We start from the raw sequence: 15,662 nt of genomic DNA, 5'->3' as shown, positions 1-15,662 counted from the left end.
GCGCGTGATCGCAACCCGCGTCACGCCCCCTGCTGGACAGGGCAGGCCGCGCGACGCAAGATGGCGCGCCCGATGAGCGGGGCGCCGGGTGGCGTGCGGGATGGATCAGATGCATGAGTGACGCGACCAGCGATACGCCGGTGTCCCGGTCCGACCTCGAGCGCGAGCGGCAGGCCCGTCTCGCGGCCGAGGCGTCGCTGGAGGCCAAGAGCCGCGAACTTGTCGCCATGAACCAGCGCCTGATGGCCGAGACCGAGGCCGTGCGCGACGCGTTGGCCGACATGGAAGCGATCCGCCAGCGCGAGGTCTGGGCGCTCAAGGAACGCTCCATCCTGTCCGAGGCGCTCAAGGCCCTGACCGGCAAGCCCGGCGCGGATGAGGCGCTGCAGGCGCTGCTCGACGTCTTGCGGCGTGATTTCGAGGTCTGCGACTGCTTTTTCGTGCAGGCCCAAGGCGCGCAGATCATCGTCTCCGCCTCTGCCCGTAAGGGTGTCGTGGGCGATGTCCTGCCCTTGCCCGCCGCAGTGATCGAGCGCGCGCGCAGGCTTGCCGATCTGTCCGCCCCGAAAGGCGAAGGCGATGCGGAGGTCTGGCCCGAGGCGCTGCGCGATCTTGCCTCGGCACTGGTCGCGCCCCTGACGGTACCGGGCGAGGCACCCGGCGCGCTTGTGCTGGCCTGCGAGAAGACCGGGCGGTTTTCGGCCGGCGATCTGCGGGTTCTGGAACAGGTGGCCAAGCTGGCGGCGCAGGCATTGCAGGCGCTGCGCGAGGCGCGGCGCAACGCGCTTTTGATCTCGCTGGTCGAGGGCAAACCGCTGGAGGGGGGGCAAGGTGTAATCGACGCGCCCTTCGAGGCGGTCCACAAGGCCTTTACCCGCCTGACCGAAATGCAGGGCGAGGTCGTCGGCATCCTCGACGCGCTGCTGGGCGCGCCGCTTGACCATATCGACACCGCCATCGACCGGGCGCTGGCGCGGATGGGCGTGCTGACCGACAGCGACCGGGTCTATGTGTTCCGGCTGCGCGACGATGGCGGCTTCATCGACAATACCCATGAATGGTGCGCGCAGGGCATCGAGCCGATGCGCCACATCTTGCAAGACATTCCCGCCGACATGATCGATCACTGGCGCGCCGTCTTCGATGCCGGCGAAGAGGTGATGATCCCCGATGTCGCGGCCATGCCGGAAGCTGCCCCCGAAAAGGAGATCCTGCTCGAACAGGGCATCCGGTCGCTCTTGGCGGTGCCGATGGTCAGCGACGGCAGGTTCCGCGGCTTCGTCGGTTTTGACGCCGTGCGCGCGCTGCGCAGCTTCTTGCCCGGCGAGGTCTATCTGATCCGCTCGGTCGCCAAGGTCATCATCTCGGTTCTGGCGCGCCGCGACGCCGAGGAACGGCTGGTCGCGGTGCATGCCGAAACGCAGTCGCAGCGCGCAAGGCTCGAGGCGGTGCTGTCGGCCATGCCCGATCTGGTCGTGGAACTGGACCGCGACGGGCGCTTTGTCTCGTGGCATTCGGGCGCGGTCGTCGTGCCCGATCCGGTGTACCATTTCTTCCTCAACCGCACCCCCGAGGAGACGCTGCCCGCCGACTTGGCGGCAGTTGCGCGCGCCAAGCTGCGCGAGCTTGATGCGGGCGCGCGCAGCGTCAGCCACACTTTCCAGCTTGCGCTGCTCGATCCGGTCGCGCGCTGGTGGCAGATGTCGGCCACCGCGGTGGGCGATCAGGGCTATATCTTCGCGCTGCGCGACATCACCGAGGTGCGCGCGCAAAGCGCCGAGATCGAGCGCCTGTCGATGATCGCGCGGCGCACCACCAACCTTGTGATCGTCACCGACGCCAAACGGCAAATCCAATGGGTCAACGCGGCCTTCGAGCGCACGACGGGCTGGACGCTGGGCGAGGTGCGCGGGCGCAACCCCGGCCATTTCCTGCATTGCGACGCCACCGATCAGGCCACGGTCGCTCGCTTCCGCGCGGCGCTGGATGCGGGCCTGCCGGTGCAGGGCGAGATCCTGAACCGCTCGCGCAGCGGCGATCGCTATTGGCTCGCGGTCGACATCCAGCCGGTTCATGACGCCAATGGCGCGCTTGACGGATTTCTTGCGGTTCAGGTCGACATCACCGAACAGCGGCGGCAGGCCGATGCCCTGCGCGACGCGGCCGACGCGGCAGCGCGCGCCCGCGCCACGCTGGAGACGGCGGTCGAGGCGCTGCAAGACGGGTTTGTCTTGTTCGACGCCGAGGACCGCATGGTGCTGTGCAACAGCCGCTACCGCGAGCTTTACGCGCTCTCTGCCGAGGTGATGCGACCCGGCGCGACCTATGACGCCATCTTGCGCTTCGGACTGTCGCGCGGCCAATACCCCGACGCTATTGGTCGGGAGGAGGCATGGCTGGCCGAGCGGATGGAACGGCACGCCCGCAACGACACCGAATTCGAACAACAGCTGGTCGATGGCACATGGCTCAGGGTCTATGAAAAGGCCACGCCCGACGGCGGCCGCGTCGGTCTCAGGGTCGACATCACCGCCCTCAAGCTGGCCGAGCAGCGCGCCCTTGCCGACCGCGCCACCGCGATGGAGGCCAGCCTCGATGGCATTTCCATCACCGATGCCGCGGGGCATTTCGTCTACATGAACCGCGCCCATCTGGAGATGTTCGGCTACACGCAGGAGCGCGAGGTTCTGGGGCGGCACTGGTCCGTTCTCTATGGCCCGGAGGAAACCGCCTGGATGGCCTCGCATGCGATGCCCGCACTGATGCGCGACGGCGGCTGGTCGGGTGAGATCATGGGCCTGTCGCGCGACGGCACGCCCGTCGATCAAGACGTGTCGCTGACCCTCAAGGAGGATGGCGGGCTTTTGTGCATCAGCCGCGACATCACCGGGCGCCGGTTCGAGCGGGCCGAGCGTGACCGGCTGCAAAACGAATTGCAGCTGGCCCAGCGGCGCGAGATGATCGGCCAGATGGCGGCCGGATTGGCGCATGATTTCAACAACCTGCTGGCGGTGATCGCGGGCGGCGCGTCGCTGATCCGCGAAACCGCCTCGGCCGATGATGCGACCGCCGTGGGGGCGGCGCGCATCCTTGCGGCCTCCGATCAGGCGGCGGGTCTGGTGCGGCGGCTGCTGGCGCTGGGCGCGCGCCAGCCCGAGCGGGTGGCCCTTGACCTGCGCGATCCGGTGCGCGAGGCGGCCGAGCTTGTCCGCTCCAGCCTGCGGGCGCCGATGCGGCTTTTCGTGACCTTGCCCGAAACTCCGATCGAGGCGATGGCCGATCCGACCGACATCTTGCAGGTCGTGCTCAACCTTGCGATTAACGCGCGCGACGCGCTGGCCGAGCGACCCGGCTCCATCGCCATAAGCCTGAGCGAACCCGAGTTCGGCACTGCCGATCAGCCACTGGCGGTGGGGCGGCTCGACCCCAAGCGGCGCTATGCGCGCCTGTCGGTGGTCGATACCGGGCCGGGCATGCCGCCCGAGGTCGCGGCGCGCATCCTCGACCCCTATTTCAGCACCAAGGGCGACAAGGGCACGGGGCTGGGTCTGGCCGTGGTGTCGACCGTGATCGGCGACAACGGTGGCGCGATGCATCTCGATACTGCACCGGGGCAGGGCACGCGCTTTGACGTGTTCTGGCCAGTCGAGGCCGAAGCCCCCACCACGCCCGTGACGGTCAGCACCGAGGACGTGACCGGGCGGCTTGACGGCAAGATGATCCTTGTCGTCGATGACCAGCAAGATGTGCTGGATATCCTGACCGCCTATCTCGAGGCGGCCGGCGCCGAGGTCGCGCCCAGCACCGATCCATCCGACATCCTCGAGGCGCTCGCCGATGACGCTGAGTCTTGGGATCTGCTGGTGACCGACTACGACATGCCCGGCATGACAGGCGCCGATCTGGCGCGCGCGGCGCAGGCCCATGCGCCCGGTTTGCCGGTGCTGCTGGTCACCGCGCTGGCCGGGGAGGCCGGGCGGTCGGGCGCGGGTTTCGCCGCCGTTCTGCCCAAGCCCGTGGACCGCGCGGCGCTTGTCTTGCAGGCCGAACTGGCCCTTTTGCGTATGATTGATCAGGAAGAGTAACGATGCGCCTGTTGATTGCCGACGATCACGACCTGTTGCGGGAATTTTTCGATGCGTGGTTCCAGAAGGAACAGATCGTGGTCACCGCAGCCGGTGATCTTGCCGGCGCGTTGGCCGCGGTCGCTTCCTCGGACGCGTTCGACCTGATCTTGCTCGACTATCGCATGCCGGGGATGGATGGCCTTGAGGGCTTGGCGCGCATGCTGGGCGCGTCCAAGGGGGCACATGTCGCGCTGATGTCGGGAAATGCCCCGCGCGAAGTGGTGCAAGAGGCGCTCGACATGGGCGCGGCGGGGTTCCTGCCCAAGACCTTGGCTCCCAAATCCTTCGTGAACGCTGTCCGCTTCATGGCGATGGGTGAACGCTATGCACCGACCGACCTGATGAGCGAGGCGCGCCTGCAGACGCCAGTCAACGCCTTGGCGCAAAAGCTCACTCAGCGCGAACTGCAGGTTCTGGAAAAGCTGTGCAAGGGCATGGCGAACAAGGAAATCGCTCATGAGCTTGGCATCAAGGAGCCGACCGTCAAGCTGCACATGAAGACGCTTTACCGCAAGATCGGGGCGACCAACCGAACGCAGGCCGCGATGACCGCCAAGGAGGCGGGCCTGTTCTGACCTAGCCCCCAAGCGGGTTGTGGCAGGCCACCGAATGCCCTGCGTCCGCGGGGGCAAGGGTGGGCACCAGCTTTCGGCACAAATCGGTCGCGCGCGGACAGCGGGCGCGAAAGGCGCAACCCTCGGGCGGGTTCAGCGGATCGGGCAACTCGGTCTCGGCGCCTTCCGGCGCGCGCAGGGGGCGGCCCACGACCGGCGCGCTGTCGGCCAGCAGCTTCGTATAGGGGTGGCGGGGGGTGCGGAACACATCTTCGGCCCGTCCCAGTTCCACGACTGACCCGAAATAGAGCACCGCGATGCGGTCCGACACAGCCTCCACCACGGCGAGGTCATGGGAAATGAACAGATAGGTCAGCCCCAGCCGCGCCTTGAGGTCGGCCAGCAGGTTCAGCACCTGCGCCTGCACCGACACGTCGAGCGCCGAAACGGGTTCATCAAGGATCAAGATGCGCGCCTCGGCCGCCAAGGCCCGCGCGATGCCGATGCGCTGCGCCTGCCCGCCGGAAAACTCGTGCGGGTAGCGGTCGAGGAAGTCGGCGCGCAGCGACACCGTCTCGAAAATCTCGGCGATGCGGGTCGTGCGCGCGGCGCGGTCCATGCCGTGCAGGAGTTTGAGCGGCGCCTCCATGATCTGGCGGATGGTCTTGCGCGGGTTGAGACTGCTGATCGGGTCCTGAAAGACATACTGGATGCGCTTGCCGAAGACGGCGGGGTCGGCATTGTCAAGCGCCGCGCCCTCGATTTCGATGGTGCCGGTGGTGGGTGGGATCAGCCCCACCAGCATGCGCGCCAGCGTGGACTTGCCGCAGCCTGATTCCCCCACGATCCCAAGCGTTTCGCCGGGCATCACGTCGAGAGTGATGGGGTGGACGGCACGCACACCGGGGCGTTCCGGGCCGAAGAGGCTGCGGCCAAGCGGAAAGGTTTTCGACAGGGTGTCGAGGCGCAGGGCGGGGGTGGTCATGACACCGCCTCCGTCATGGTGACCGGGTGGAGGCAGCGGAGCGCACGGTCGCCCACCTTGTCGAGCGGGATCTCGCCCGTGCGGCAGGTCTCGGTCGCGCGGTCGCAGCGCGGCGCGAAGGCGCAGCCGGGGGGCAGGTCATCGACGGCGGGTGGCAGGCCTGGGATCGCGTCGAGCCGCCGCTTGCCGCCGCCAAGCTCGGGCACGCAGGCCATCAGGCGGGCGGTATAGGGATGGCGCGGCGCGTCGAGGATGGCGCGGGTCGGCCCCTGTTCGACAATGCGGCCAGCATACATGACGGCGACGCGGTCGCACAATTGCCCCACGACGCCGAAGTCATGCGTGATGAAAACGATAGCGAGCCCGCGTTCGCGGCGCAGGTCATCCAGTAGCGACAGGATCTGCGCCTGAACGGTCACGTCCAGCGCGGTGGTGGGCTCGTCCGCGATGATGACCTCGGGGTCATTGGCCAGCGCCATGGCGATGCCGACGCGCTGGCGCATGCCGCCCGACATCTCGTGCGGGTAGTCGTTCACGCGGGCGCTGGCGTTGGGGATGCGCACGGCATCGAGCAGGTCGATGGCCTTGCGGCGGCCCTCGTCCCTCGAAAGCGGGCGGTGGGCGGTGATCGCCTCGATCAGCTGGTCGCCGACGCGGTAGAGCGGGTGGAGCGTGGCCTGCGGGTCCTGAAAGATATAGGCGACCTCGCGGCCCCTGAGGGTGCGGAGGCGGCGGTAAGGCGCGCCGACCAGATCCTCGCCTTGGTAATGGACGGAGCCGCCGGTGATGATACCGGGGGGTGAGGCGACGAGGCCCATGACGGAGAGCGCGGTGACGGATTTGCCCGAGCCGCTTTCTCCGATGATGCCAAGACATTCGCCGGGTTTGACCGACAGCGACACGCCGCCCACGGCGCGATAGACGCGGTCTTTGACGTGGAACTGGGTCTGGAGGTTGTCCAGCGTCAGGATGGCGTCGGCGTGCTGGGCTGCGGGTTGGCGGGACGGCGCGACGAGTGTGGCAGGCAGAGGGCGGTTGAGCGCGCCGGATTTCAGCCGTGGGTCGAGCGCATCGCGGATGCCGTCGCCCAAGAGGTTGATCGCCATGACGATGACGAGGATCATCAACCCCGGCACGATGGAGGTGTGGGGGTTGGTGATCAGCGCCGCGCGCGCCTCGCCCAGCATGGACCCCAGATCGGCGACGGGCGGCTGGCTGCCGAGGCCGAGGAAGCTGAGGCCCGCGGTCTCCAGGATCATCCAGCCGACGGTCGTGGACATGGCGATGACGATGACGGGGATCACGTTGGGCAAGATCTCGGTCAAGATGATGCGGGCATCCGACATGCCGGATAGGCGCGCGGCGTCGACGAATTCCTTGTGCGCGATGCCGACCGTGATGCCGCGGATGTTGCGGGCGAAAAACGGGATGTTGACGGCGGCGACCGCGACCAGCGCGTTGATCAGGCCGGGGCCGAGGGCGGCGACGATGGCGAGTGCGAGCAAAATGTAGGGGAAGGCCATCAGCATGTCGACGCCGCGCATGATGACATTGTCGGTGCGCCCGCCGTAGTAGCCCGCGACGATCCCGATGGCGGCCCCGATGGTGGCGGCGATGAGTGCTGCGGCAAACCCCACGGCCAACGACAGGCGCGTGCCCCACATGAGCCGCGAAAGCAGGTCGCGGCCAAGGTGGTCGGTGCCGAGGATCGCGCCTTGGGAAAAGGGCGGCAGGAAGCGGTTTGAGGTGTCGGTGATGTTGGGCGGCTTGAGCGGCAAGGCGGGCGTCAACAGCGCCAGAAACACGACAAGGCCCATGACTATGAGGCCGCCGAGCGCCAGACGGTTGCGCGCCAGAAGCGCCAGCGACCTCATGTCTTGATCCTCGGGTCGAGCAGGCTTTGGGCCACATCCACCACGATGTTGAACAGGACATAGCAGGCGGCGACAAAGATCACGCCGCCCTGCACCAGCAAGATGTCGCGGCGCAAGATCGCGTCGACCAGCATGCGGCCGATGCCGGGCCATTGGAACACGACCTCGATATAGACCGCACCCGACAGCACGAAGCCCGCCTGAATGCCGAGGATCGGGATGATCGAGACCATCGCGGCGCGCAGCGCATGGCGCCAGATCACGCCGCGCTCATGCACGCCCTTGGCCCGCGCGGTGCGGATGAAATCCTGCCTGAGCACCTCGAGCATGGCCGACCGCGCCAGCCGCGCGATGACGCCGGTGGCCACGACGGACAGCGCCAGCGCCGGGAGCGTCAGGTGACGCAGGAGCGCCCAAAGATCGCGCTCGCCGTAGATCGGCCACATGCCCGAGGCGGGAAGCCAGCGCAGGTTCACCGCGAAGGTGAGTATCATCATCATCCCGAGGAAGAAGGAAGGTATTGAAATACCGAGCAAAACGACGAAGGTGATGCCCTTGTCGGCCCAGCCGTATTGATTGGCCGCCGATACCACGCCCGCGACGATGCCAAGAAATGCGCACAGCACGAAACTGGTTCCGGCCAGCACCAGCGTGGCGTTGAAGCGGTCCAGCACCTCGTCCAGCACCGGGCGGTTGAGGTTGAACGAGCGCCCGAAATCGCCCTGCAGCATGTTGCCCAACCAGATGAAATATTGCTGGATCAGGGGTTTATCGAGGCCCAGATCCGCGTTGAGCCGCGCCACGTTTTCGGGCGTGGCAAAGCTGCCCAAGATCGCCAGCGCCGGGTCGCCCGGGATCAGCGCCATGATCGCGAAGACGATGACCGAGATGCCGAAGAGAACGGGGATCGCGGAGAGCAAGCGGCGGAGGATGTATCGGGTCATGGCGCCCCCTGCGGCGGATGCGGGCCTGAACAGCGCGTACACAGGCCGTACACATCTCGTACATATGGCCCGGATCGTGCGGCAAGGCCCATGCCCTGCCGCGCGGCCCGGGTTGCGGTGTCAGTTCTTGACCACGTCATCCAGCAGCAGGAAGAACGACGGCTCAAGCGTGAAGTTCTCGACCCGGTCCGAGGTCACGGCATTCTGCACCCAGTTGGCGACAAACACCCAAGGCGCATCTTGCTGCACGATCACCTGCATCTCGCGGTAAAGCTCTGCCCGGCGGTCCTGATCGGTGGCGGTGCGGGCTTCTTCCAGCAGGGCGTCGACGGCCGGGTTGGAATAGTAGCCGGAGTTGAAGCCGCCTTGTTCCGGCCAGGCCTCGGTGCGCAGCGCGAGATAGGGCAAGGTGTCGGGATCGTTGGTCATCCAGGCCATCTGCGCCATGTCGGCCTCGCCTTCCAGCCCGGGGTTCACGCGGCCGAGGAAGGTGTTCCATTCATAGGTCTCGATCGTGACGTCGAAGCCCACGGCCTCGAGGTCGGCCTGAATGGCGGTGCCCATGGCGACAGGGTCGAGCATGCCCGATCCGCCCTCGGTCACGTAGAAGGTGATCGCTGGGTTTTCCACGCCTGCCTCGGCCAGAAGGGCGCGGGCGCGGTCGGGGTCATAGGGGTAGGGTTCCAGATCCTCGTTATAGGCCCAGGCAAAGGCGGGGGGCGTGGGGCCGGCGGCGACGGCGGCGGTGCCCTCCAAGACTTCTTCTACAAGAGCGGTCTTGTTGATGGCGTAATTGGCGGCCTGTCGCACCAGTTGGTCGGTAAAAGGGCCTTCGCGCAGGTTGAGGATCAGGAACCAGACATGGGGCCCTGCCTGTTCGACGATGCGGAAATCGTCACTGCGGAATTCCGACAGGGCCACCGGGGGAACCTCGACCATCATGTCGATGCCGCCCGACAGCATTTCCGCCACGCGGGTGTTGGCATCGGTGATGGGGCGGAAGACGACGGCCTCAAGCGCGGGGGCGCCATCCCAGTAATCGGGGTTGGCCTCGATCACCACCGCCTCGTTCGAGCGCCATTCGACGAAGCGAAAGGGTCCGGTGCCGGACGGGTTGCGCCCGAAGTCGGCGCCGTGCGTTTCGACCGCTGTGGGCGAGACGATCAGGCCGGTGGGATAGGCGAGGTTAGACAAGAAGGGCGCATATGGGCCGTCAAGCGTGAAGCGGACGGTGAGCGGGTCGACGGCTTCGACGGATTGGATCGATGAGAAGAAGAAGGACAGCGGGAAGGGGCCGGTGTCGTGGAACGGGTGTTCCTCGTTCAGCATGCGTTCGAAGTTGAAGACCACGGCCTCCGCATCGAAGGGCGTGCCGTCGTGGAAAGTGATGCCGTCGCGCAAGCTGAAGGTGTAGACGGTGCCGTCCTCCGATACGTCCCACGCGCTCGCCAAAGCCGGTTCGACCTCGAGCGTGCCGGGGGCGTAGCGGACGAGGCCGTCATAGACATTCATCAGGATGCGGAAATCGTTGACGGCGGTCACGGCATGGGGGTCAAGCGCCTGCGGCTCGGCCACCTGACCCACGATCAACACGCCGGGTGGCGTCTGGGCCATGGCAGGGGTCAGCGACGAGAGGGCCAATGCAAGGGCGGCACCGCCTGCAAGGGCCGCGCGCCGCGTCAGGGTCAGAAATGTCATGGTCTTGCCTTTCCTGTCGGGTCTTTGAATTTTTCACTATCAATTCGATGAGGCCAAATTATCATGATAAATGCAAGACCGATGCAGCGGAGGCCCCAAGGTGACGATTTCCATCCTCGCATTCGATGAAAAAACAGGCCGGATGGGCGGGGCGGCGGCCACGGGCAGCCTGTGCGTGGGGGGCTGGGTGCTGCGCGGGCACCCCGAATCGGGGATGTCGGCCAGCCAAGGCACCGCGCCCTCGACGCTGTGGGGCGAGGGGGTTCTGGCTTCGATGGCGGACGGGTTGCGCGCGGCAGATGCGGTGGCGGCGGTCACAGGCTCCGATAGTGGCCGGGCACACCGCCAATTGGCGGCGCTGGACCGGTTTGGCGGTACGGCGGCCTTTACCGGGGCGGCAAGCATCGCCCATGCCGGATCGCAAGACGCGGCCGGTCTGGTCGTCGCGGGCAACATGCTGGCCGGTCCGCAGGTCATCGCGGCGGCTGTCGCGGGGTTTCATGCCGCAGCCGCGATGCCCTTTGCCGAACGGTTGATGGGCGCGCTGGGCGCGGCGGCAGCGGCGGGGGGCGATGCGCGGGGGTTGAAATCAGCGGCGCTTCTGGTGGTGGGGCGCGACATGGCACCGCTGACGCTCAGGATCGACCATTCGGTCAACCCGCTGGCCGCGCTGGCCGATCTCTATCGGGTCAGTCAGGGCGAGCCCTATCACGGCTGGACCGAGGTGGTGCCGGTGCTCGATGACCCGTACCGCGCGCCTGCCCCGGAACAGGTGCCCGACCTGCCCGAGCCGATCATCGAGGGTGGTCCGGCCATCCGTCGTTGAGGCAAAGCTCGCCGCTCACTCCGCGATGAAGCGGCGCATCACTTGCGCCTCTTGCGCCTGCATCAGCGCCTCGGCGCCTTCCATATGGCCGCGCATGATGGCGCGCGCCTCCTCTGCGCGGCCCTCGCGCAGGGCGGCGATCAGCGCGAGCTGGCTGGCGCGGCCGCGGTCGTAGAGCGCGCGGTTGGGCGGATCGTAGAGGCGGCGGTAGACGGTCAGGTCGGCCAGGATGCTGGCCATGAAATCAACCACGAAGCCCAGCAGCGGATTGCCCGAGAATTCGGCCAGCTTGCGGTGAAAGGCCAGCGAGGCGACATGCTGGTCGCGTTCCTCTTCGGCGCTTTCGGCGGGGCGGGGGTAGCGGGCGACGATGCCCTCCAGTGCGGCGATCTGGTCCGCGTCGAGCTTGCCCGCCAGCGCGGCGGCAAGCTCGGGTTCCAGCGCGCGGCGCAGCTGGTAGATATCGGCGACCGACAGATCCTTGAAGTAGAAGTAATTGGCGAGCAGAGCCTTGGCGCGGTCGGCCGTCACCTCGCCCACGAAGCTGCCGCCGCCGGGGCCGGTGCGGGTCTCGATCAGGCCTTGCGCCTCGAGGATGCGCATCGCCTCGCGGATCGTGCCCTTGGCCATGGCGAAGCGCGCCATCAATTCGGCCTCGCCGGGCAGGCGGTCGCCGCGCCGCATGTTGCGCTCGACCACCCAGGATTTGATCGCCTCGGCCACGCGCAAGGGGCGCGAGCGGCGCCCGGACCGGGGCGCCGTGTCGGGGTCAGGCAGGGGGGCGGGGCCGGTTTCGGGCATGGCGAGGGTCTGTCTGGTCCGTGTCATGGCTGGTCGCGGACAGTGCGGGCGCGTCGGTGGCGATGCAACCTCAAACCTGCCCGGGGGGGGCGTCAGGCGCGCTGGACGGGCGGCAGGGCGAAGACCTCTGCCGCGCTGCGGCCCGCGGCAAGGCCCGCTTCCCACACCGTTTCCCGTGCGGCCTTGGCTTGCACCGGGCCGAGGCCGTCCAGCACCGTCGCGGACGGCAGGCAGACCAGCCCGTCATCATCGCCAAGGATCAGATCGCCCGGTTCGATGCGCGCCCCGCCGATGGTGACGGGGGTGTTGATCGTGCCGCCGGCAGCCCCGGTCGGCCCCCGCGGGGTGATGTGGCGGGCGAAGACGGCGAAATCATCCCAGCCCGCCAGCGTCGCCACATCGCGCACCGCGCCGTCGACGATCAGGCCCGCCACGCCGCGCCGCCGCAACTGGCCCGACAAGATGTCGCCAATCATCGCGGTGTGCGCATCCCCGCCCGCATCGACGCAAAGCACGTCGCCGGGCCCGACCAGATCGAGCACATGCAGCATCGCGCCGAAATCGGGCGGGCTGACATGGACGGTGACGGCGCGACCGGACAGGCGTGGCTGCCGGCCGGCAGGCCGCAGGGGGCGGATCGCGGGGTCGATCTGGCGCGCGCCGGGGGCGCAATCGACGGCCAGCGCCACCGGCACGTCGCGCCATGGGGCGAGCGCCGCGTCAGGCAGGCGGGCAGGGGCAGGATGGGTCGTGACGGTCATGGGCAACCTTCAGGCATGGCGTTTCAGGGCCGCGCCGAGGGCAGCGATGCCCTCTTCGATGCGGGCCTCGGGCTGGGCGGAATAGTTGAAGCGCGCGGTATTCGCGCGGGGCGTCACGGGATGGAAACTGGCGCCCGGCACATAGGCCACCCGCGCCTCGGGCAAGGCCACGTCGCGCATGAAGGCGGTGGCGTCGAAGCCTTCGCGGAATGTCGCCCATGTGAACAGCCCACCCTCGGGGTCGGTCACGGTCACGTCTTGCGGGAAATGGCGGCGCATCGCGTCCAGCATCACCGCCTTTTTCCGCGCATAGGCGGCGCGCAGGATGGCGACATGGGCCGCGAGGTCGTGCCGGTCGAGGTAGAGGCTGGTGGCCGCCATGTTCAGCGTCGAGGTCTGTGTGTCATTGGCCAGTTTCAGGAGCGCCATCTTGCCCAGAAGTGCCGGCGATGCCACCGCCCAACCCACCCGCAGCCCCGGCACCAGCACCTTGGAGAAGGAGCCGAGGTGGATCACGCGGCCTTGGGTATCAAGGGATTTCAGCGTCGGAAGCGTCTCACCCGAGAACCGGATCTGGCGATAGGGCGTATCCTCCAGCACGATGACGTTGTGCGCATTGGCCAATTCGATCAGGCGGCGGCGGCGTGCCAGCGACAGCGTCACGCCGGTGGGGTTCTGGAACTCGGGGATGGTGTAGATCATCTTGACGCGCGGCGTCGTCTCCAGCACCTGCTGCAAGACATCCATCCGCATGCCGTCTTGGTCCATCGGGATCGGCGCATAGACCGGTTCCGACGGGTCGAAGGCGATGCGCCCGCCCAGAAAGGTCGGGTCCTCGGTCACGATCACGTCGCCGGGGTCGACCATCATCCGCGCGCTGAAATCAAGACCCTGTTGGCTGCCTTGCAAGATCAGCACATCGGCGGCGGTGCAGGGAGTGCCATCTGCCGTCATCAGCTCCGCCACTTGTTCGCGCAGGAGGGGCAGCCCGTCCGAGGGCGCATATTGCATCGCCTGCCCGCCGGGCGCGCGGATGACATCGTCGAACACCTGCGCCAGCGCCTCGGCCGGGAACAGCGTCGGGTCGGGGTAACCGCCCCCGAAGGAGATGATCGAGGGATCGGCCCCCAGCGCCAGCAACTCGCCGATGGCATTGGGCACCACGCGGTCCATGCGGTGGGCGAAAGTTGGGGTCATGGGGGTCTCTCCTGCTCCGCCACGAGAGAATACCGCCCGGGCGGCAGGCGCAAGCCCTAGAGCCCCTCGGACCCGAGCGTCAGCGCCACCCGATCGCCCGCGAACCATGTGCGCCCGAATTCCACCGGTTGTCCGCCCGCATCCACGTTGATGGCCACGGTGCGCAAGATCGCGGCGCCCGCAGGCAGGTGCAGTTGCGCGGCCAGCGTGGGCGTCGCCGGTTTGGCGGTGATCTCGGTCGAGGCGCGGGTGTAATCGGGCAGCCCATGGACCGCAAAGGCGGCGGTGATGGAGTGGTTTTCCCGCAACGCGTCAAGCATGCGGGGAAAGCGCGCTGCCGGAAACACGGAGCGTGCCAGCGCGATGGGCGTGCCATCGGCAAGGCTGAGGCCTTCGTAGACATGGACCTGCGCGCCCTGGTCCAACCGCAAGGCCGCCGCCTCATCCGCGTCGGGCGCGCGGGTTTCCAGATGCAAGATGCGCCGTTCGGGCACGCGGCCTGCCGCCGTCAGGTTCTGGTGGAACCGGACGCGTCGCCCAAGCGGATAGGCGGTGGGTCGGTGGCGCACGAAAACGCCCGCGCCGCGGCGCGCATGAACCGTGCCTGCCTCGGCCAGATCGGCCAGCGCGCGCCGCACCGTGTGGCGATTGACGCCAAAGCGGTCGGCCAACTGTGTCTCGGTCGGAAGGCGGTCGCCCGGGGCGTAGTGGCCGCGCCCGATTTCCTCGGAGATATGGTCGCGGATCGCGGTCCAAAGGGGGGATCGGCCCATCGCTGTCACCAAACCTTCATGCAATGCCCTCTTGCTCCGACTCGGGGGCTGTGAGATCAGATTTGTATAGTTGTATAAATAAATGGACAACTTGCCAAGATGTCTGACACCGACCCCAATGCCGCCCGCCGCGCCCGCCTGTCGACGCTGGCCAAGGCCCCCGCCGACCGGCTCAAGGCGCTCTGGTCCGCGCACAGTCCCGAGCCGCCCGCCCATCAGGTGCTGCGCGCGCCCGAGATCGGCACCGTGATGGTGCGGGGCAGGGCGGGGGCGGTCGGCGCGTCCTTCAACCTTGGCGAGATGACGGTGACGCGCTGCTCGGTGCGGCTTGCGTCAGGCACCGTCGGCCACGGCCATGTGCAGGGCCGCGACCGTGAGGCCGCGCGCGCCGCCGCGCTCATCGACGCGCTGGCCGAGGACGGGCAGGGCGCGGCGCTGGAGGCGGCGATCCTGTCGCCACTCCGGGCCGAGGATGCGGCGCGCAAGGCGGGGCGAGCTGCGCGGGCGGCGGCCACCAAGGTCGAGTTCTTCACCATGGTCCGGGGGGATTGAGCGATGGCTGCTGTTTATCTGGATGGCGGGTTCAAGGACCCCGCGCGCGATGCGGCCCATGCCTTTCGCGCGGCCTTGCAGGCCATGGCGCGCCCCGGCCGGATCGAGACGGTCGCGGGCGTGGCCCCGCCCGCGCCCTGTTCGGTGGCGGCGGGCGCGCTGCTGGTGACGCTTTGCGACACGACCACGCCGATCTACCTTGCGCCCTCCCATGACACCGAGGGTTTGCGCGGATGGATCACCTTTCACACCGGCGCGCCCTTCACCGGGCCGGAACATGCGATGTTCGGCTTGGGCACATGGGCCGCGCTGGCTGCCGTCACGCGGTTTTCGCCCGGTACGGCGGAATATCCCGACCGATCCGCAACGCTGATCGTGGAGCTGGGCGAGCTTTCCACCAACGGTGCGACGCTGAGCGGCCCGGGCATCCGGACCATCGCGCGCCTGTCGCTGCCCGAGGTGGCGGCATTTCAGCAAAACCGCCGCCGCTTTCCCTTGGGCTTCGACACCTATCTCACCTGCGGCGACCGGCTGGCCGGACTGCCGCGCAGCACCCGTGTGGAGGGTTAG

Annotated in this window: 13 protein-coding genes; 5 read left to right on the top strand and 8 right to left on the bottom strand. The window is 67.8% G+C overall.

Annotated features, from left to right (window positions below; all coding sequences use genetic code 11):
• Positions 1-113: 113 nt before the first annotated feature.
• Together C7455_RS16865 and C7455_RS16860 are read left to right on the top strand one after the other, a co-directional pair.
• Positions 114-4,085 carry a PAS domain S-box protein gene (locus C7455_RS16865; RefSeq protein WP_109670231.1) on the top strand — a complete coding sequence of 1,324 codons (3,972 nt, stop codon included), beginning with the start codon at positions 114-116 and terminating at the stop codon, positions 4,083-4,085.
• 2 nt (positions 4,086-4,087) lie between these two features.
• A complete protein-coding gene (locus C7455_RS16860) occupies positions 4,088-4,702 on the top strand; it encodes a response regulator (protein ID WP_109670229.1) in 615 nt (204 codons plus the stop codon).
• Between the two features lies 1 nt (position 4,703).
• Here C7455_RS16860 and C7455_RS16855 read toward each other — a convergent pair whose 3' ends face one another.
• The 4 genes from C7455_RS16855 to C7455_RS16840 form a co-directional block, all read right to left on the bottom strand.
• Complete coding sequence (locus tag C7455_RS16855) at positions 4,704-5,666, bottom strand: ABC transporter ATP-binding protein (RefSeq protein ID WP_109670227.1); 963 nt, start codon at positions 5,664-5,666, stop codon at positions 4,704-4,706.
• Positions 5,663-7,540 carry a dipeptide/oligopeptide/nickel ABC transporter permease/ATP-binding protein gene (locus C7455_RS16850; protein WP_109670226.1) on the bottom strand — a complete coding sequence of 626 codons (1,878 nt, stop codon included), beginning with the start codon at positions 7,538-7,540 and terminating at the stop codon, positions 5,663-5,665. The genes C7455_RS16855 and C7455_RS16850 overlap by 4 nt, the downstream gene beginning before the upstream one ends.
• Positions 7,537-8,484, bottom strand: a complete 948-nt coding sequence (locus tag C7455_RS16845) for an ABC transporter permease (RefSeq protein ID WP_109670326.1) — start codon at positions 8,482-8,484, stop codon at positions 7,537-7,539. Before C7455_RS16845 ends, C7455_RS16850 begins: the two co-directional genes overlap by 4 nt.
• A 120-nt stretch (positions 8,485-8,604) precedes the next feature.
• A complete protein-coding gene (locus C7455_RS16840; RefSeq protein WP_109670224.1) occupies positions 8,605-10,182 on the bottom strand; it encodes an ABC transporter substrate-binding protein in 1,578 nt (525 codons plus the stop codon).
• A gap of 100 nt (positions 10,183-10,282) precedes the next feature.
• On the opposite strand from C7455_RS16840, the gene C7455_RS16835 reads away from it, so the two are divergent.
• Positions 10,283-11,008: a DUF1028 domain-containing protein gene (locus C7455_RS16835; RefSeq protein ID WP_109670324.1), complete on the top strand. Its 726-nt coding sequence runs from the start codon at positions 10,283-10,285 to the stop codon at positions 11,006-11,008.
• Positions 11,009-11,023: 15 nt separating this feature from the next.
• On the opposite strand, the gene C7455_RS16830 is transcribed toward C7455_RS16835, so the two are convergent.
• The 4 genes from C7455_RS16830 to phnF form a co-directional block, all read right to left on the bottom strand.
• On the bottom strand, positions 11,024-11,737 hold the full coding sequence (locus tag C7455_RS16830; protein WP_245904395.1) for a FadR/GntR family transcriptional regulator: 714 nt from the start codon (positions 11,735-11,737) through the stop codon (positions 11,024-11,026).
• 164 nt (positions 11,738-11,901) lie between these two features.
• Positions 11,902-12,570 carry an RraA family protein gene (locus C7455_RS16825; protein ID WP_109670221.1) on the bottom strand — a complete coding sequence of 223 codons (669 nt, stop codon included), beginning with the start codon at positions 12,568-12,570 and terminating at the stop codon, positions 11,902-11,904.
• A gap of 9 nt (positions 12,571-12,579) precedes the next feature.
• Positions 12,580-13,767: an aminotransferase-like domain-containing protein gene (locus tag C7455_RS16820; protein WP_109670219.1), complete on the bottom strand. Its 1,188-nt coding sequence runs from the start codon at positions 13,765-13,767 to the stop codon at positions 12,580-12,582.
• A gap of 56 nt (positions 13,768-13,823) precedes the next feature.
• Positions 13,824-14,540, bottom strand: coding sequence for a phosphonate metabolism transcriptional regulator PhnF (gene phnF, locus C7455_RS16815; protein WP_109670217.1), 717 nt, complete (start codon positions 14,538-14,540; stop codon positions 13,824-13,826).
• A gap of 99 nt (positions 14,541-14,639) precedes the next feature.
• On the opposite strand from phnF, the gene phnG reads away from it, so the two are divergent.
• Together phnG and phnH are read left to right on the top strand one after the other, a co-directional pair.
• Positions 14,640-15,092: a phosphonate C-P lyase system protein PhnG gene (gene phnG / locus C7455_RS16810; RefSeq protein ID WP_109670215.1), complete on the top strand. Its 453-nt coding sequence runs from the start codon at positions 14,640-14,642 to the stop codon at positions 15,090-15,092.
• 3 nt (positions 15,093-15,095) lie between these two features.
• Positions 15,096-15,662 carry a phosphonate C-P lyase system protein PhnH gene (phnH, locus tag C7455_RS16805; protein WP_109670213.1) on the top strand — a complete coding sequence of 189 codons (567 nt, stop codon included), beginning with the start codon at positions 15,096-15,098 and terminating at the stop codon, positions 15,660-15,662.

Origin of the sequence: Roseicyclus mahoneyensis (assembly GCF_003148775.1) — a bacterium.
In the GTDB taxonomy this organism is placed as follows: Bacteria; Pseudomonadota; Alphaproteobacteria; order Rhodobacterales; family Rhodobacteraceae; genus Roseicyclus; species Roseicyclus mahoneyensis.
The sequence above is the reverse complement of the archived record's forward strand: the minus strand, read 5'-3'. Positions and strand labels throughout refer to the sequence as shown.